A 14,132-nucleotide genomic window follows, 5' to 3' on the forward strand; every position below is an offset into this window, starting at 1 on the left:
TTCCTATGAAACCCCTCTTCTGTCTTTATTGCAAGGTTTTGTCCTGTACTAAGCTTTATTTGACATGTTCCTTAAATGCTTTAGTCGGCCAGAGTAACTCCCTCCTAAGTCCTAAATCCTAAAGAAGTAATCATCAAAGCATACGTACATAAACTCTTAAAATTAAATTTATCTACTAGAAAGAATCAATTTATCAACTTACAAAATCTGCTCTATTTTTCGCTTTTACTAGTCCCTTACTCGTGTTGGCACAAGATTTGTAAATTATGAAAGTAAGCAAAGATAGACAATCCGTAGCAATCTGACCTATCTGATTTACCTACTCAATTTCTTTAAAAAATCACACTTATTGACTCTAGGAATTGTCTTAAAAAACACAGATCGCGATCGGGAAAATTACGCTAAGTGTCGTATTGACATAATTTTAGTATTTTGGTAGGGAAATGTTTCTTGATTTTATCCAGTCCTAAAATCAAGAAGTTCTTTACAAGAATTTCTTGTTTAATATTCATGAAATCAATACTAAAAGGTCTGATTTTATCGAGCATATTTCTAGAGTATCGAATCAACTAAAGTAAATAGCTGATTGTGCTAAACAAGCATCAAGGAGGCGGATATCGAAAGCACAATAGTAAAGCTAGATTTACCCATATAGAAAGCATCGGGTAGATTAGGGCATCTATATGGGAATGATTAACTTATGGAGTAATGTTTTTACAAAAATTAACTGCTAAAGGAGTCAGCTCAAAATTCTTAATAAAAAACTACTCTGCCTCATTTTTAAAAACTCTCATTTTTAAAAACTCTCATTTTGAATCATTTACATTTAAATTGTGGCTTTAGAAGTTCATTTGAGCGTATTTTATAGAATTTACTTTATATAGCTATCCAAAACGCTGTAGGACTGCTATAGCAATCAGGAATAAGTTGTATTTGATCGTGCAGTTTGACTAACGCCCACAAGTTGAGCAGAGCGATGTGATAACTCGAGACTCATAACCAATTTAGGATTGCTATATTAAGCATCCTAAAGAAAACCCAAGATTTTTTGCCTTAAGAGGGCAAGAACATTTATTGGTAGCGAATTCCTGCTTGTTTGAGGCGATTGAGGGCTTCACCCAAGCGATCGCAGTCAGCGATTAAACTAATCCGCACATAGCCTTCTCCGCCTTTCCCAAAGGCACTACCGGGAGTCAATACAATCCCCGTGCGCTGTAAAACATCAAGGGCAAAATCCGTAGAAGTCATGCCTGGTGGACAAGGAACCCAGAGATACATGGTTGCGTAGGTCTTGGGAATAGACCAACCTAGCTTTGCCAGTCCGTCAATTAAAAAATCTCGCCGTTCGCGATACCGAAAACGGACGGCTTCTAGATAAGATTCGGGCAAATTTAAAGCCGTTTCTGCGGCGGTCTGAATGGCTGAAAAGATGCCGTAGTCAAGATTGGTCTTGAGCGTGCGCAGTCCTTGGATCACATGACGATTGCCCACGACAAAGCCCACGCGCCAGCCCGCCATGTTGTAGGTCTTGGATAGGGTATGAAACTCTACGCCAATATCTTTACCACCAGGAATCTCCAACAAACTGGTGGGTTGATAGCCATCAAAGGCAAGTTCGGCGTAGCAGAGGTCGTGGACGAGTAAAATTTGGTATTTTTGGGCAAACGCCACGATGTCTTCAAATAATTTACGGGGGGCGATCGCTGCCGTAGGGTTACTCGGGTAGTTAAAGTACAGAACCTTTGCCCGTCGTGCAATATCTTCGGGAATGCTATCTAGGTCGATTACCCAATCATTTTCAGGCTTGAGAATGAGTTCGTAAATCTCTGCCCCAGCGATTAACGGGCCGCGAAAGTGTGCGGGATAGGCGGGACTGGGCACGAGTACCAAGTCACCCGGATCGATAAAGGCAAGGGCTAAGTGGGTTAAGCCTTCTTTAGAGCCAATCAGAGGTAAGGCTTCACCTTCCGAATCGAGCTTGACATTGTAGCGACGGTAATACCAATCTGTAATGGCACGACGAAAATTGGATGTGCCTTCAAAGGGAGGATAACCGTGGTTGCGGGTGTCCTGGATCGCCGCGATCGCACTTTCAACCACAGGTGCAGGTGTAGCCCCATCTGGATTACCCATGCCCAAGTCGATTAGATCTAGCCCTTGCGCTTTTGCTCTAAGTTTTAGTTCATCTAAACGAGCAAATACATAGGGGGGTAAGGTTCCTAGCCTTTGGGCAGGCTTCAGCCAGTCTTTCATGAATAGTTTTGGGGATGAGGGAGAAGTCGTAGCAAATGTTACTTTTGCAAACAACTATGATACTAAATATTACCGAACAGAAATCAATACCACTGGGTATTTCTAGGGAATTTCTAGAGAGTTGCTAGAGAATTTCTAGTTATCGTTAAAATTTCCTAACAAAACACTGACAAAACATAGAGATAAAAATTTGTGCTCGTACCACCCGTCAATCTTAGTTTAGAGCAGATGGCATTGGCTCTGGGGCTGATGGCGATGACCATCAGCTTATCGTTTTGGCAAAAATTAGGTTTAGCCTCTAGCTTGGCGATCGCAACGCTTCGCAGTGTCGTGCAGTTAACGATTGTGGGCTATCTGCTCTATGCCGTATTTGACATCAAGCAAGCATGGGCAGTGCTATTTATTTTGGCGCTCATGAGTACTGTCGCCGCCAAAGAGGCAAAAGATCGAATTGGTAAAAAAGTACCCTATGCTCTTCCAATTGTCTGGGGTTCTGTCTTACTGGGTACGGGGGGGATTTTGGCTTACACGCTCTCAATCGTGGTACGCCCTGGGGTTTGGTACGAACCACAGTACTTAATTCCTCTGGCAGGCATGATTTTGGGAAATTCGATGAACGGTGCCGCGATCGCGGCGGAACGTCTAACTAAGTCAATTTCACAGCAAGCCAATGCGATCGAAACGCAACTTTGTCTGGGTGCAACACCACAGCAAGCGATCGCCACCTATCAAAACGAGGCAATCAAAGCTGCCATGATTCCCAGTATTAACGGCATGATGGTGGCAGGGGTAGTGGCACTACCGGGCATGATGACGGGGCAAATTTTAAGTGGGGTATCTCCCCTATTGGCGACGCGCTATCAGTTGGTGATTTTATTTGCGATCGTGGCAGCAAATTTACTGACAACACTGTTGCTAACAAAAGCATTGAGCCGTCAGTTTTTTACTGCGGCTCAACAACTAAAGCTGCCCTAATTCTCTGAAGCCTTAGCTGATGTTTTAGATTTTTTTTTACCACTGTGTAATTGAGAAGCTGTGATGTACTTGGTACTGATTTGTGTAAAAGAACCAGTCATCTCTCTCTTGGAAGAAAATGGCACAGCTTCATATGCTTGCTCGCATTCTAAGAAATAGTCATAAGAGTTTAGATCGATTGGTTGGTTTAGCTTTCTCTGCAAATGTTGCGCTTCATCTTCTGTAACCTGATAGTTTTCGATCATCAAATCATTTTCAGGTTCACCAAAAATCTTCTGTAAATCTGACAGACTTACAGAATCTAATATTTTTTGACCAACAAGCACATCACCTTGTTTTTTGTACCAACGCAGCGATCGTACTAATTTGTAATTCTGTTTTAAGCGATTAGGTTTTAGTTTAATCATGGCTCAACCTTACGATTTGGATCGGCAGGTTTTAGAAGGATACCCGTTTCTGGGTGATACTCTCTTAAATGCCGTCCACTTTTATCATACTTTTCTACAGTGCCATGTCGATAGTCCCACTCGTAAATACTACCGTTTGCCTCTTGCCAACGTCTACGCAATTTGCGAGTTCCTTGAATAAAAGTTTTTGATTTTACTAGGTGCGTTTCGGGAAATGCTTTTAAAACGCTAGGCGGGGGGATATGTGACATCGAAACTTTACATCAAAAGTCTAAGGAAATAATTTTTTGTCTCGAATTTCAGCAATTCTCATTATGGAAATTTTGGCTTAATTTCACCCAATCTAATGAGAATAGTTGCAATAGTGACTCTTGAAAAGCCTATGGCTTCGTTCAAGATTTGACAGCTAAGGCGAACTACAAGTCAAAATGAGAATTGCTGCTCGAATTTGAGTTTTTTGAGAGCTAAACCAACCGAATCTAAATCTAAGCTTGCTGCTTTTACACCTTAACAAGGGTAATTCTGGGACATTTGTAACAACCTCAGAGAGGTCAAGCTCAAAACAAAAAGGCGTGCCACAGCAATTACTACAACACACCCACAAAAAATTTAAATCCTAAATTCAGAAGCTTTAGAGATTAAGAGCAATGCCGATTCATAAATCTTTATCTCCTGATTTCTGGATTTTTTGAGAAAGATATTTTGAAAATCCTGAAAAATCTAAATATTGTTCTCGCCTAACTCACGGGTCATGTGGTCAAAAGGCTCTGTTAGCCAATCGCCGTTTTCGCCCACTAACTCAACGACTTTTGCCTTCATGATCTGGATACCTCGAACGGTAGATCCGGTCGCTACGCCTAAAGAACTGTAGGTATCGCGCAAGCCTTGAAGTACCCGTTCGTCTAGAACATCGCTATTGCCTGCCACGAGGGCATAGGTGGCGTAGCGGAGGTAATAGTCCATATCTCTCAAACAAGCTGCAAAGCGGCGAGTTGTATAGGCATTGCCACCTGGACGGATCAGATCGGGCAATTCTTCAAATAGTTGTGCCCCAGATTGACGCACCAAAGAAGCTGCGTTAGCAGTAATTGTTGAAGCTGCTTTCAGTCGAGCCGCACCAGTGGCAAAATAAGAATTAAGCTGTTCAATAGCATCTCGATCAAGATAACGTCCTGTGGCATCATAAACACCTATCAGGCTAGTTACTGCATCCTGCATAGTAAAGTTGCTCCCTTCGATAGTTATTAATTGATTTTTGTAATTTAGTCTTTATGTATTCTTCTAAGATACAGGACTTGTTTACACAGTATCTTATTGAATCTTTGCGAATCTTTGCATCGTTAATTAAACCATAGCAGCATGAAACAGAGGAAAGGCATATGAAATGGGTTAGTAGCCTCTCTACTAAAGTATCACTGGAAGCTGCGGTGCAAGAGGTGTCTGAGCAGGTTCTACAGGCTTTAGGGGAACGATCGCCAGACTTGGGATTGCTGTTTATCTCAAGTAGCTTTGCCAGTGACTATCTTCGGCTATTGCCCTTGCTGGCAGAAAAGTTGCCACTCAAGTGTTTGATTGGCTGTTCGGGTAGCGGCATTGTGGGTAGAGGTCAAGAGCTAGAAGACGTGCCAGCGGTATCTCTGATGGTCGGTCACTTGCCAAATGTTGAGATGAAAATATTTCATCTCAGCGAAGAAGATGTGCCCGATCTGGACAGTCCGCCTAATCATTGGCAGGAGCTGATCGATGTTGACCCACAGGTACAGCCAAACTTTGTGATTCTTGGCGATCCCTTTTCATTTCCTGTTAACGATTTACTGCAAGGCTTAGATTTTGCTTACCCTAGTGCGGTTAAAGTTGGGGGCTTGGCGAGTGGGGGTGGACTTGGTGCCAATGCTTTGTTTTGTGTTCATGACAAAGATAACTACAAGCTCTACCGTCAAGGTTTAGTGGGTATTGCCCTATGGGGGGATGTTTCCATTGATGCAGTTGTGGCGCAGGGCTGTCGTCCGATTGGCAAGATGTTGCAAGTCTCTGAGTGCGATCGCAACCTCATTCTTTCTCTAGAAGGACAACCCCCCCTAACGGTTTTGCAAGATATTGTGGGCGATCTGAGCCAAAGCGATCGCCAATTGGCACAAAATTCTCTGTTTTTGGGTGTAGTGATGAATGAATTTAAATCTGCACCGGAGCAGGGCGACTTCTTAATTCGTAACATTATTGGTGTCGATCCAAAATCGGGGGCGATCGCAGTTGGTGACAGAATGCGCCCAGGACAGCGAATTCAGTTACACCTGCGGGATGCCCATGCTTCAGCCCTAGATCTAGAAGACGTGCTCAGGCGCTATCACAAGCATATTTCTGAAGAATCTAACTCAGCGATGGCAGCAGTTATGTTTTCCTGTGTGGGTAGAGGCGAAAAACTCTATGGCAAACCAAATTTTGACTCGGAGCTATTTAACAAATATTTGGGACTACTTCCCCTTGGTGGTTTTTTCTGCTCAGGAGAAATTGGACCTGTGGGCGGTACGACCTTTTTACATGGGTACACCTCCTCCTTTGGCATTTTTCGACCCAAATAAATTTCCTAAATAAATTTAAATTACCGTGGGGTTGCCGATCGCTTTATCTCTAAATAGCGGCAAGATTTCACCACAAAATGCCTCCGTTGCCTTAGAGCGGTAACGGTTGGGGTTTCTAATTTGTAATAACGTCCGCTTGATTACCAAGCCATCGATTAAGACTTGGTGCATGGCACCAACTTGTAATTCTTTTTCGATCGCCGTTAATGACAAAAATGCGGCTCCTAGACCTGCCTGTACGGCATTTTTAATGGCCTCAATTGAATTTAACTCCATCTCAATCGTCAATTGCTTTGGATCGACCCCACTCCTCATCAAAACTTGATCGATCACCTTGCGAATTGTAGACTGAGAATCTAAGGCGATAAATTGTAATTTATATAACTCTTCCCTTGGTAGAGTGCCCGCTTGAGCCAAGGGATGCATTGTCGGTAATACTAAAGCCAACTCATCTTCAGCATAGGGGGTAATTTCTAATGAATCGAGCAGTTCGGCGGGAATTTCACCGCCAATAATTGCTAAGTCTACCTGCCCATTTGCAACACTCCATGCAGTGCGGCGAGTAGAATGAACATGGAGCTGAACTGCGACTTCAGGGTATTTCTTGCGGAACAAACCAATCATCCGAGGCATCAAGTAAGTACCAGTTGTTTGGCTAGCCCCAATAATCAGGGTTCCACCATTAAGATTTTGTAAGTCTTCGATGGCGCGACAGGTTTCTTGGCACAAGCTTAAAATGCGATCGCCGTATGACAAGAGTAATTGCCCTGCCTCCGTCAACTGTGCGCGTCGCCCACCCCGATCGAATAAAGGCACATCTAGTTGTCGCTCTAGGTGCTGAACTTGCAAACTAACAGCTGGCTGCGACACGTATAAACTATCAGCAGCGCGCTTAAAGCTACCTTCAGCGGCGATCGCTTTTAGAATGCGTAATTGGTCTAGGGTGAAAGGAATGTCGATCATAAAAAACGAAGTGTGAACAATTATGAATCGGGCGGATATCCAAGATTTTCTGAATTTAGCAGGAATTGATGGCGTTGCCCTCACGAATAGGCGCATGCGACCATGTTTTTATGGGCTAGATTCAGTCTTGGAGAGAACAAAGCAGGCTTTGGGGCAAGGGGTCTTGCATGTATTAGAAAATGTGCCAGAAGGGTTTGAAGCCTTTGAATTTTCCTTCTCTGAAAATACTGTTTTTATCTACAAGCTCAGTCATGGCTTAGTACTCTTGGTATTAACTGGAAAAGATTTGGATCTAGAACGTTATAAAAAGGCAATTACTAGTATCAAGAAGCTAGTTGAGACAGATGCCTACAATACGATTTCTGCTTTCAAACTTTTATTGGGTGGTGCTACGCAAGCTACAGCCACAAGTCAGAACAATTTCGGAACCCAACTAACAGGTTTACCAGTAAATCAACTAGTAAAGGCTGCTATACCCGTTGAACTGGTTAGCGAACCAGCAAAAAAATCACAGGCTCATGTTATGCCTCCTCAGCCTTCTAAAGTCAACACTAAACCATCCATAACCCCAGCACCAAAACCACAGGCATCTTTATTAGATGCCGCAATAGTAGAAACGCACATTAAGTCAGTATCAACGAAAAATAGTGCGCAAGAGTATAAGTTAGATGAACTTATCTTAGTGATGAACAAATTGAGTCGGTTTACCACAGACTATCTTGGTAAAATGGTCGTTGCCAACTACTGGCGTTCTAGCCGACCCGCGATCGCTTGGCTAGCAGAAGTTGAGATCGATCGCAATGCCCAAATTTCCCATCCCCGTCAAAAAGCGATCGCATGCAATTCTGAACAACATCATCAGATCCAAGAGTGGACAAGAGCTTTTATCAAGCGTTGCCGACAGGTAATTCGTAACTTTGATGTCATGCTCAAGCAAGATTGTCTTGACGCTCAACAGCAAGATTTACTGCTTGGGGAAGATCCGAAGTAACGAATGCTGAATTAAGAGCAAAATTTGTTAAGCCAATAAATACAGACCATTCCCTCAGATGCGATAGACTTAGTGTTAGCTTAAGAATACCAAGTGGCAATTAGGTAGGGGTAGGGAACTCATGGCTAAGCGAGTCAGAATTGAGCCGATCGCACAAGAAGCAGATATCGCTACAAACGGTGCGCTGCTTTCGGTATTGATGGGAGAAGATTTAAATATTCTCAAGGAATGTGGTGGGCGCGGAATGTGTGCCACCTGTCATGTTTACATCCAGTCTGGGATGGATTCTTTGAGTCCAATGGCAAGACGAGAACAACGCACTTTAGAGGTAATCACGACCTGTAAACCTAATTCTCGTCTAGCTTGTCAAGCCAAAGTGATGGCGGAAGGGGTAGTCGTAGAGCTACCAGTTGGGATGTATGTGCAATCAATTCAAGATATTGAGGCTCTGATCGGTCGTCGTTGTGAAAAGCCTTTGTTGCACCCTGTGACGGGACAAACCCTTGTCGATATTGGTCAACTCATCACTCGTTCGATGGTTAAACAGCTTGAAAATACCGATTTTCGTGTGGCTGAGCAGTTACCTGGTACAAAGAGGGGCTTGTAATCTCTTTCTAAAGTTTGTTCATAAATCTTTGCGTAAATCTATCGTTCAGCTAGGAGTGTCAAATTTATGACTGTTGCGGTAAAACCGTCTGAAAGCTCGCTTAATGTCAAAAAAAGAAATAACCACTATAGTCTGCAAGATTTCTTTAAGCCTAATTTTGAAAGTGGGGTGATTGAGGACTGGAACGGTTTACGAAATGTCCTGACCAGTGAAGACTTTATCATTGGGCTGCAAGAAGGTTTAGAAGAAGAAGTAGGTGAAGCCTCGGCGGCAGTGATGTATACCATCGGCTGCGAGTGGGGGCGAAAGGATGCTGAGTTTTTTACCCAGTGGTTTGAGCGAGATTTTGGTCGAGGTATTCGTCAAACGAACCTACCTTTCTTGTTGGAAACTTGGTGGTGGCCCTTTACTTCTCAGGGATGGGGACGTTGGAAAATGGATATGAGCGATCGCAAACAGGGCTTTATGTTCATTAGCATTTTTGACTCCGCAGTGGCGCGCACTTTAGGCGACGTTGGGAAACCCGTTTGTCACCTCTATGCTGGTTTGTTTTCTGGATTCTTTACCTATCTGGTCAAAAAAGAATTGGATTGTATTGAAATTCAATGCTACTCCATGGGGGAAAACTACTGTAAATTTTTGCTAGGGGGTAAAAATCGCATTGATGCGGCGGCATTTTGGCTTAATGAGGGGGGAACTAGTCGTGATATCGAAAAACGCTTACGCAATGGTGAGTTACTAGAATGAGCACAACATCAACTTGGTCGCGGCAATCAGTCCGTAGCTTTTGGCAGGGGGTGAATTGGGAAAATCGTCCTCAGATCGTTCCATCGTTGCTCGATCGTGGGGGGGACAGTCTTAATGGGCAAACTGCGATCGCCCCTACCCTGAGCCTCAAGTTCTCTGTAACCCAGTATTTCAGTATGATTCCTTGGTCGGGTGTGCCTCTTGCTGCCGCACCAGTCCCCTTGCCCACCTTGCCTATAGCAGAAGAAAAGAAAGAAACCTTAGAGGATTTTCTAGATGATATTTCTAGTTTCTTCTAGTTGTCATTTTTAATTTTCCACGGATAAACCTATGAGTAGTCAGATTCAAGACTTGATCGATCAAGCCAATGAGCGATATCTTGGCACCGAAGAAATTGGATTGCTACAATCCTATGTTACTTCTTTGCCTGAGCGCCTTGCCCTATATAAGCTTTTACGCGATCGCGAGTTAGATATTCTTCAAGCAGTCGCCGATCGCGTGGAAGAAGAAATGCCAAAAGTTGATGCCGCTGATGTTGAAAGGGGGATTAAAAATCTTGTATTGGTAATGCGCTATTGTGCTATGTCCATGTTGTTAAACGATGAGGACTTTCTCAAGCAAAGACTGCTGGGTTGGCTAGAGCAAATTATGTCAGCTCACGATTTGCGGCGACTCAATGAGACCCTCTATAAATCTCTCAATCAAGTCTTAAAGAAAGAACTCAGTGCTAGCCAGCTTGCCTTGGTACAGCCGTTGATTACTACTGCCCAAGTAACACTGATTTACTGATCAAGTTGTCGTTTGTTATCCATTGTCAAGAATCTACTGACTAAGAATTAACTTATGATTTCAGTTGCTGATTTACTTAAAGATAATCGTGTCCCTGCCAATTATTTCGATTATGGGGCCTATGTGCGAGGCGATTTAGAACTAGGCTTACTAGAAAGTCGTAGGGGCGATCGCTTACTGGCTATTCCTGATACGCTCATCTCTGCGCTCTATGCGGGTTTGGCAAAGGAAACAGGACAGGCTGCTAGATTAGTTCTATATAACTGCGGTAAATGGTGGGGTAGAAACTTTTATACCCGTTTTAGCGAGTCGATCGCCGAGTATTACGATCAATCCCTCGCTGAGATGGAAATGATTACATTCCTCCAGTGCTTAAAGGAATGTTGGAAAACCCATGGTTGGGGAAAGTTTGAATTCGATCCAGAATATCAAGCCCAAGGAATTCTAGTGATTAAAACCTATAACTCTCCCTATAGCCAACAGGTTTTAGGAGACAATCGTCCTAGCTGCTTTTTAGAAGCGGGCATTCTCACTTCCTTTTTTAGTCGTCTTTCAGGTAGAGAGTTATTAGCAGCACAAACTACTTGCGAATCAAGAGGAGAAGACTGTAATCGCTTTATTATTGGTCTACCCGAACGCCTTGCTGTTGTTGAAAACCTAGTTTTGGAAGGTCTAAGCCACGAAGCAATTATCCAAACTCTGATCAATTAGAAATCGTTAGGGCGGAATTGTAAGTTGATAGACCTGAAAATGCGATCGTATTGCTATTGATAAATTAGATACTGCAAAAATTGCCCAAATCGATTGAGATAGGATGGGAACTTTAAATCAGATAGATAGAAATTCTATTTGATGTTATGAAAACTAGGCAAAAACTCTTACCGATTGCGATCGCGATTTTTAGTGTACTCATTGGAGGCACAGGCATCTTTCTGTGGCTGTTGCATCGACCTCCCACGGTTGAATGCAGCTCAGACACCACTAGCAATCCCAAAGTCTACAAAATTCGTGCCGTAAAGATAGTCGCGCAACCTTGGCTTGGGCGACATAATGTTTATGGTATCTTTCTCGTTCCAGAACACTACAAAAACAACCCTGATTACGCAGTATTTATGGCTGTAAGAGGTTCAAATAGCTATTTCACATCATTTGATACAGATGGTGGGAACAACTATTTGCAACGCAGTTATCTAGATGGTGTGATGGCAGAACGAGGCTATTATGTATCTCGCAATTTTTTCCCTACCCATGAGGCGTTAGAATTTATGATAAAAGGGCAATTTGGTGACTTACAGCAACCTTGCAACTGGACAATGCTATTTATCGAACGTTGATCTTGCCAAGGAAAATGCTCTCCTAGGAATTCACTTGCTGACAAAGTGTATCCAAGCATCGCCATCAGTTCCACAGACTCTCTCCATTGCCTCATAGGAGTAAGTTAAACCTGCTCCACTGGCATTGGTGTCATAGCCATCTGCCGACCACTCACCATAGGGATCGTTGACAACCCATCCAGCTTCGTTATACCCAACGATCGCCACAATGTGACCAGATTTTGTAAAGTAGCCATGTACGATCAGAGGATTACCTTGATTGAGCCAAGCTTTTGCATCTGACCATTTTGCCTCTAGTTGAAATTTATCCTTATAGCCGTAGTCAGCGATCAACGTCGCCAGATCGGCAGGGTTATGGCGATCTAAGCTGTGGGTATCGCAGTAATTATATAACTCGTCTTCTAACTGGACATCGGGATCTTGGGCTCGTAGTCCAAAGTAGGCGAGACACATGGCTGTAGATGTAACATTGCAGGAACCAAACGGATTATTCACGTTATCTAGCTGGCTAAAATACGGAACGTTCAACTTTACACTAGATGGAGCTTTAGGGGATTCAGGTGCTCCTTTGGGCTGCACGACATCATCTTTGAGAATCTGAACATGTTCGGCATAGACGTACCAAGTATTTCGACCGTTGAAAGAGTCGATCAGGAGGGCAACTTTGTAATGATTGCTGACGCGATCGAATAGATAACTATGCAGAGCGAATTCTTTCCCAGCCGCAATCTCTTGCTTTTGCTTTGGGTCTGTGATTTGGCTGCTATCAATGGGCTGTAATTTAAAAACCGTCTTTTGTAGAACTTTTAGCGTGTAGTTTGTCATAAGAAGGCTATTGGTTATTGGGCAATGATATCAATTGTTGTGTGTTATCCAAATTGACTACTGACGACCGACGACTGACAACTCTTCTAAAACCTTTCTATCTGCTTAAATTGACTATCTAACTGATGAATCGCCTGAGAATTGGCGGCTTCGCCACAGGTACGGGGAGTTGGGAAAATCTTGGTTGGGTTGGCAATTCCTTTAGGGTCGAAGCACGATCGCACCCAGATCATGGTTTCCAAATCAGAAGGACTGAACATTTCGGGCATGTAACAGCGCTTGTCTGCACCAATGCCATGCTCACCAGAGATACTTCCCCCTACTCTGACGCAGAGCTTGAGGATTTCGCTCCCTAATGCTTCGACTTTTTCTAACGCACCAGGTATAGAATTGTTATAGAGAATCAATGGATGTAAGTTGCCATCCCCTGCATGGAAAACATTCGCAATGGGGTAGCCATATTTTTGGCTGAGCGCTTCCATCTCTTTGAGCACATAGGGTAATTTTGTGCGGGGAATAACGCCGTCTTGAACGTAATAATCTGGGCTAAGTTTTCCCATAGCTGCGAAAGCTGCCTTGCGACCCTTCCAAAGTTTGAGGCGTTGCTCAACTTCTGTCGCCGTGGTGACATTGCGTGCGCCGTTCTGGAGACAAATTGATTCTACTCGCTTGGCATTCTCAGCAACTTCCAATTCTGAACCATCAATTTCAATTAAGAGAATTGCTGCTGCATCGCGAGGATAGCAACCTGTGGCGAGTGTATCTTCTACAGCATTGATGCTCATATTATCCATAATTTCCATGCCACCAGGAATGATGCCTGCGCCAATCACACCTGAGACTGTTGCGCCTGCGGCTTCTACATTCTCAAAGTCAGCCAGTAGAACATGAATGGATTCCGCTGCTTTGAGTATTCTCAGGGTAATTTCAGTGGCAATCCCTAAGGTTCCTTCCGAACCGACAAAGATACCTGTAAGGTCATATCCTGGCATTTCGGCAATCTCGCCGCCCACGTCTACGATCGCGCCGTCAGGCAATACCAGCTTTAACCCCAAAACATGATTGGTCGTGACCCCATACTTGAGGCAATGCACCCCACCTGAATTTTCTGCGACATTTCCCCCAACGGAACAGATGATTTGACTGGATGGATCTGGGGCATAGTAAAAGCCAGCACCACTCACTGCCTGAGTTACCCAGTTATTAATTACTCCCGGTTGCACGACTACGCGTTGATTCTCAAGGTCAACTTTGAGAATACGCTTCATCAAGGCGGTTACGATTAGGACGGAATTCTCTAAGGGTAAAGCCCCCCCTGACAAGCCTGTGCCGGAACCTCTAGCCAAAAAAGGAAGTGCGAAGCGATCGCACACTTTTACGATCTCTGAGACTTCCTCAGTGGTGCGAGGCAGTACAACCACGGCAGGTTGCTGTTTGTAACTTGTTAAGCCATCGCATTCATAAGCTAACAGTTCTTCTCGGGTTCGCACGACGTTTTTAGCCCCCACGATCGCTTCAAATTGACGAACGATTGGTTGCCAATCTATAGACTTGAGACGATCTTGCGAATTTGCTTGCTGCTTGTCTAGTGCGATCATTTTATTTTTGCTAACCTGCATTATTCATGAGAGCCCAAAAGAGAATAAAAATCAAGAAAAAAGG

General features: G+C 43.7%; 16 protein-coding genes. 9 read left to right on the forward strand and 7 right to left on the reverse strand.

All coding sequences use genetic code 11. The annotated features are described in order from the left end of the window. Positions 1-1,071: 1,071 nt before the first annotated feature. On the reverse strand, positions 1,072-2,253 hold the full coding sequence (locus V2H45_RS22090; RefSeq protein WP_330485851.1) for an aspartate aminotransferase: 1,182 nt from the start codon (positions 2,251-2,253) through the stop codon (positions 1,072-1,074). A gap of 192 nt (positions 2,254-2,445) precedes the next feature. On the opposite strand from V2H45_RS22090, the gene V2H45_RS22095 reads away from it, so the two are divergent. Next, positions 2,446-3,228, forward strand: coding sequence for an ABC transporter permease (locus V2H45_RS22095; protein ID WP_330485852.1), 783 nt, complete (start codon positions 2,446-2,448; stop codon positions 3,226-3,228). Here V2H45_RS22095 and V2H45_RS22100 read toward each other — a convergent pair. From V2H45_RS22100 to apcB, 3 genes are all read right to left on the reverse strand, one after another. Further along, a complete protein-coding gene (locus V2H45_RS22100) occupies positions 3,225-3,635 on the reverse strand; it encodes a DUF7683 domain-containing protein (protein WP_330485853.1) in 411 nt (136 codons plus the stop codon). The two genes, V2H45_RS22095 and V2H45_RS22100, sit on opposite strands and share 4 nt — an antisense overlap. After that, positions 3,632-3,886 carry a colicin E3/pyocin S6 family cytotoxin gene (locus V2H45_RS22105; protein ID WP_330485854.1) on the reverse strand — a complete coding sequence of 85 codons (255 nt, stop codon included), beginning with the start codon at positions 3,884-3,886 and terminating at the stop codon, positions 3,632-3,634. The genes V2H45_RS22100 and V2H45_RS22105 overlap by 4 nt, the downstream gene beginning before the upstream one ends. A gap of 469 nt (positions 3,887-4,355) precedes the next feature. After that, positions 4,356-4,853: an allophycocyanin subunit beta gene (apcB, locus tag V2H45_RS22110; RefSeq protein ID WP_330485855.1), complete on the reverse strand. Its 498-nt coding sequence runs from the start codon at positions 4,851-4,853 to the stop codon at positions 4,356-4,358. A gap of 161 nt (positions 4,854-5,014) precedes the next feature. Here apcB and V2H45_RS22115 point away from each other — a divergent pair, with 161 nt between their 5' ends. After that, the gene (locus V2H45_RS22115; protein ID WP_330485856.1) at positions 5,015-6,214 is read left to right on the forward strand and encodes an FIST signal transduction protein; all 1,200 of its coding nucleotides are present in this window, start codon (positions 5,015-5,017) and stop codon (positions 6,212-6,214) included. Between the two features lie 15 nt (positions 6,215-6,229). On the opposite strand, the gene V2H45_RS22120 is transcribed toward V2H45_RS22115, so the two are convergent. Continuing rightward, on the reverse strand, positions 6,230-7,177 hold the full coding sequence (locus V2H45_RS22120) for a LysR family transcriptional regulator (protein WP_330485857.1): 948 nt from the start codon (positions 7,175-7,177) through the stop codon (positions 6,230-6,232). A 22-nt stretch (positions 7,178-7,199) separates the two neighbouring features. Here V2H45_RS22120 and V2H45_RS22125 point away from each other — a divergent pair, with 22 nt between their 5' ends. From V2H45_RS22125 to V2H45_RS22155, 7 genes are all read left to right on the forward strand, one after another. Next, positions 7,200-8,168: a hypothetical protein gene (locus V2H45_RS22125; RefSeq protein ID WP_330485858.1), complete on the forward strand. Its 969-nt coding sequence runs from the start codon at positions 7,200-7,202 to the stop codon at positions 8,166-8,168. A 121-nt stretch (positions 8,169-8,289) separates the two neighbouring features. Continuing rightward, positions 8,290-8,775, forward strand: coding sequence for a 2Fe-2S iron-sulfur cluster-binding protein (locus V2H45_RS22130; RefSeq protein ID WP_330485859.1), 486 nt, complete (start codon positions 8,290-8,292; stop codon positions 8,773-8,775). A gap of 66 nt (positions 8,776-8,841) precedes the next feature. Beyond that, positions 8,842-9,522 (forward strand): V4R domain-containing protein, encoded by a 681-nt coding sequence (locus V2H45_RS22135; RefSeq protein ID WP_330485860.1) that lies wholly within the window; start codon positions 8,842-8,844, stop codon positions 9,520-9,522. Further along, complete coding sequence (locus tag V2H45_RS22140; protein WP_330485861.1) at positions 9,519-9,821, forward strand: hypothetical protein; 303 nt, start codon at positions 9,519-9,521, stop codon at positions 9,819-9,821. Before V2H45_RS22135 ends, V2H45_RS22140 begins: the two co-directional genes overlap by 4 nt. A 31-nt stretch (positions 9,822-9,852) precedes the next feature. After that, entirely contained in the window at positions 9,853-10,311 is a 459-nt protein-coding gene (locus V2H45_RS22145; RefSeq protein ID WP_330485862.1) for a globin family protein, read from the forward strand. A gap of 54 nt (positions 10,312-10,365) precedes the next feature. After that, the gene (locus V2H45_RS22150) at positions 10,366-11,022 is read left to right on the forward strand and encodes a V4R domain-containing protein (protein WP_330485863.1); all 657 of its coding nucleotides are present in this window, start codon (positions 10,366-10,368) and stop codon (positions 11,020-11,022) included. Between the two features lie 146 nt (positions 11,023-11,168). Continuing rightward, positions 11,169-11,645, forward strand: a complete 477-nt coding sequence (locus V2H45_RS22155) for a hypothetical protein (protein WP_330485864.1) — start codon at positions 11,169-11,171, stop codon at positions 11,643-11,645. 30 nt (positions 11,646-11,675) lie between these two features. On the opposite strand, the gene V2H45_RS22160 is transcribed toward V2H45_RS22155, so the two are convergent. Both V2H45_RS22160 and glcD read right to left on the reverse strand, forming a co-directional pair. Beyond that, positions 11,676-12,470 (reverse strand): C39 family peptidase, encoded by a 795-nt coding sequence (locus tag V2H45_RS22160; protein ID WP_330485865.1) that lies wholly within the window; start codon positions 12,468-12,470, stop codon positions 11,676-11,678. A gap of 86 nt (positions 12,471-12,556) precedes the next feature. After that, positions 12,557-14,068: a glycolate oxidase subunit GlcD gene (glcD, locus tag V2H45_RS22165; RefSeq protein ID WP_330485866.1), complete on the reverse strand. Its 1,512-nt coding sequence runs from the start codon at positions 14,066-14,068 to the stop codon at positions 12,557-12,559. Positions 14,069-14,132 lie beyond the last annotated feature (64 nt).

Source organism: Tumidithrix elongata BACA0141 (genome assembly GCF_036349135.1).
Taxonomy (GTDB): Bacteria; Cyanobacteriota; Cyanobacteriia; order Pseudanabaenales; family Pseudanabaenaceae; genus Tumidithrix; species Tumidithrix elongata.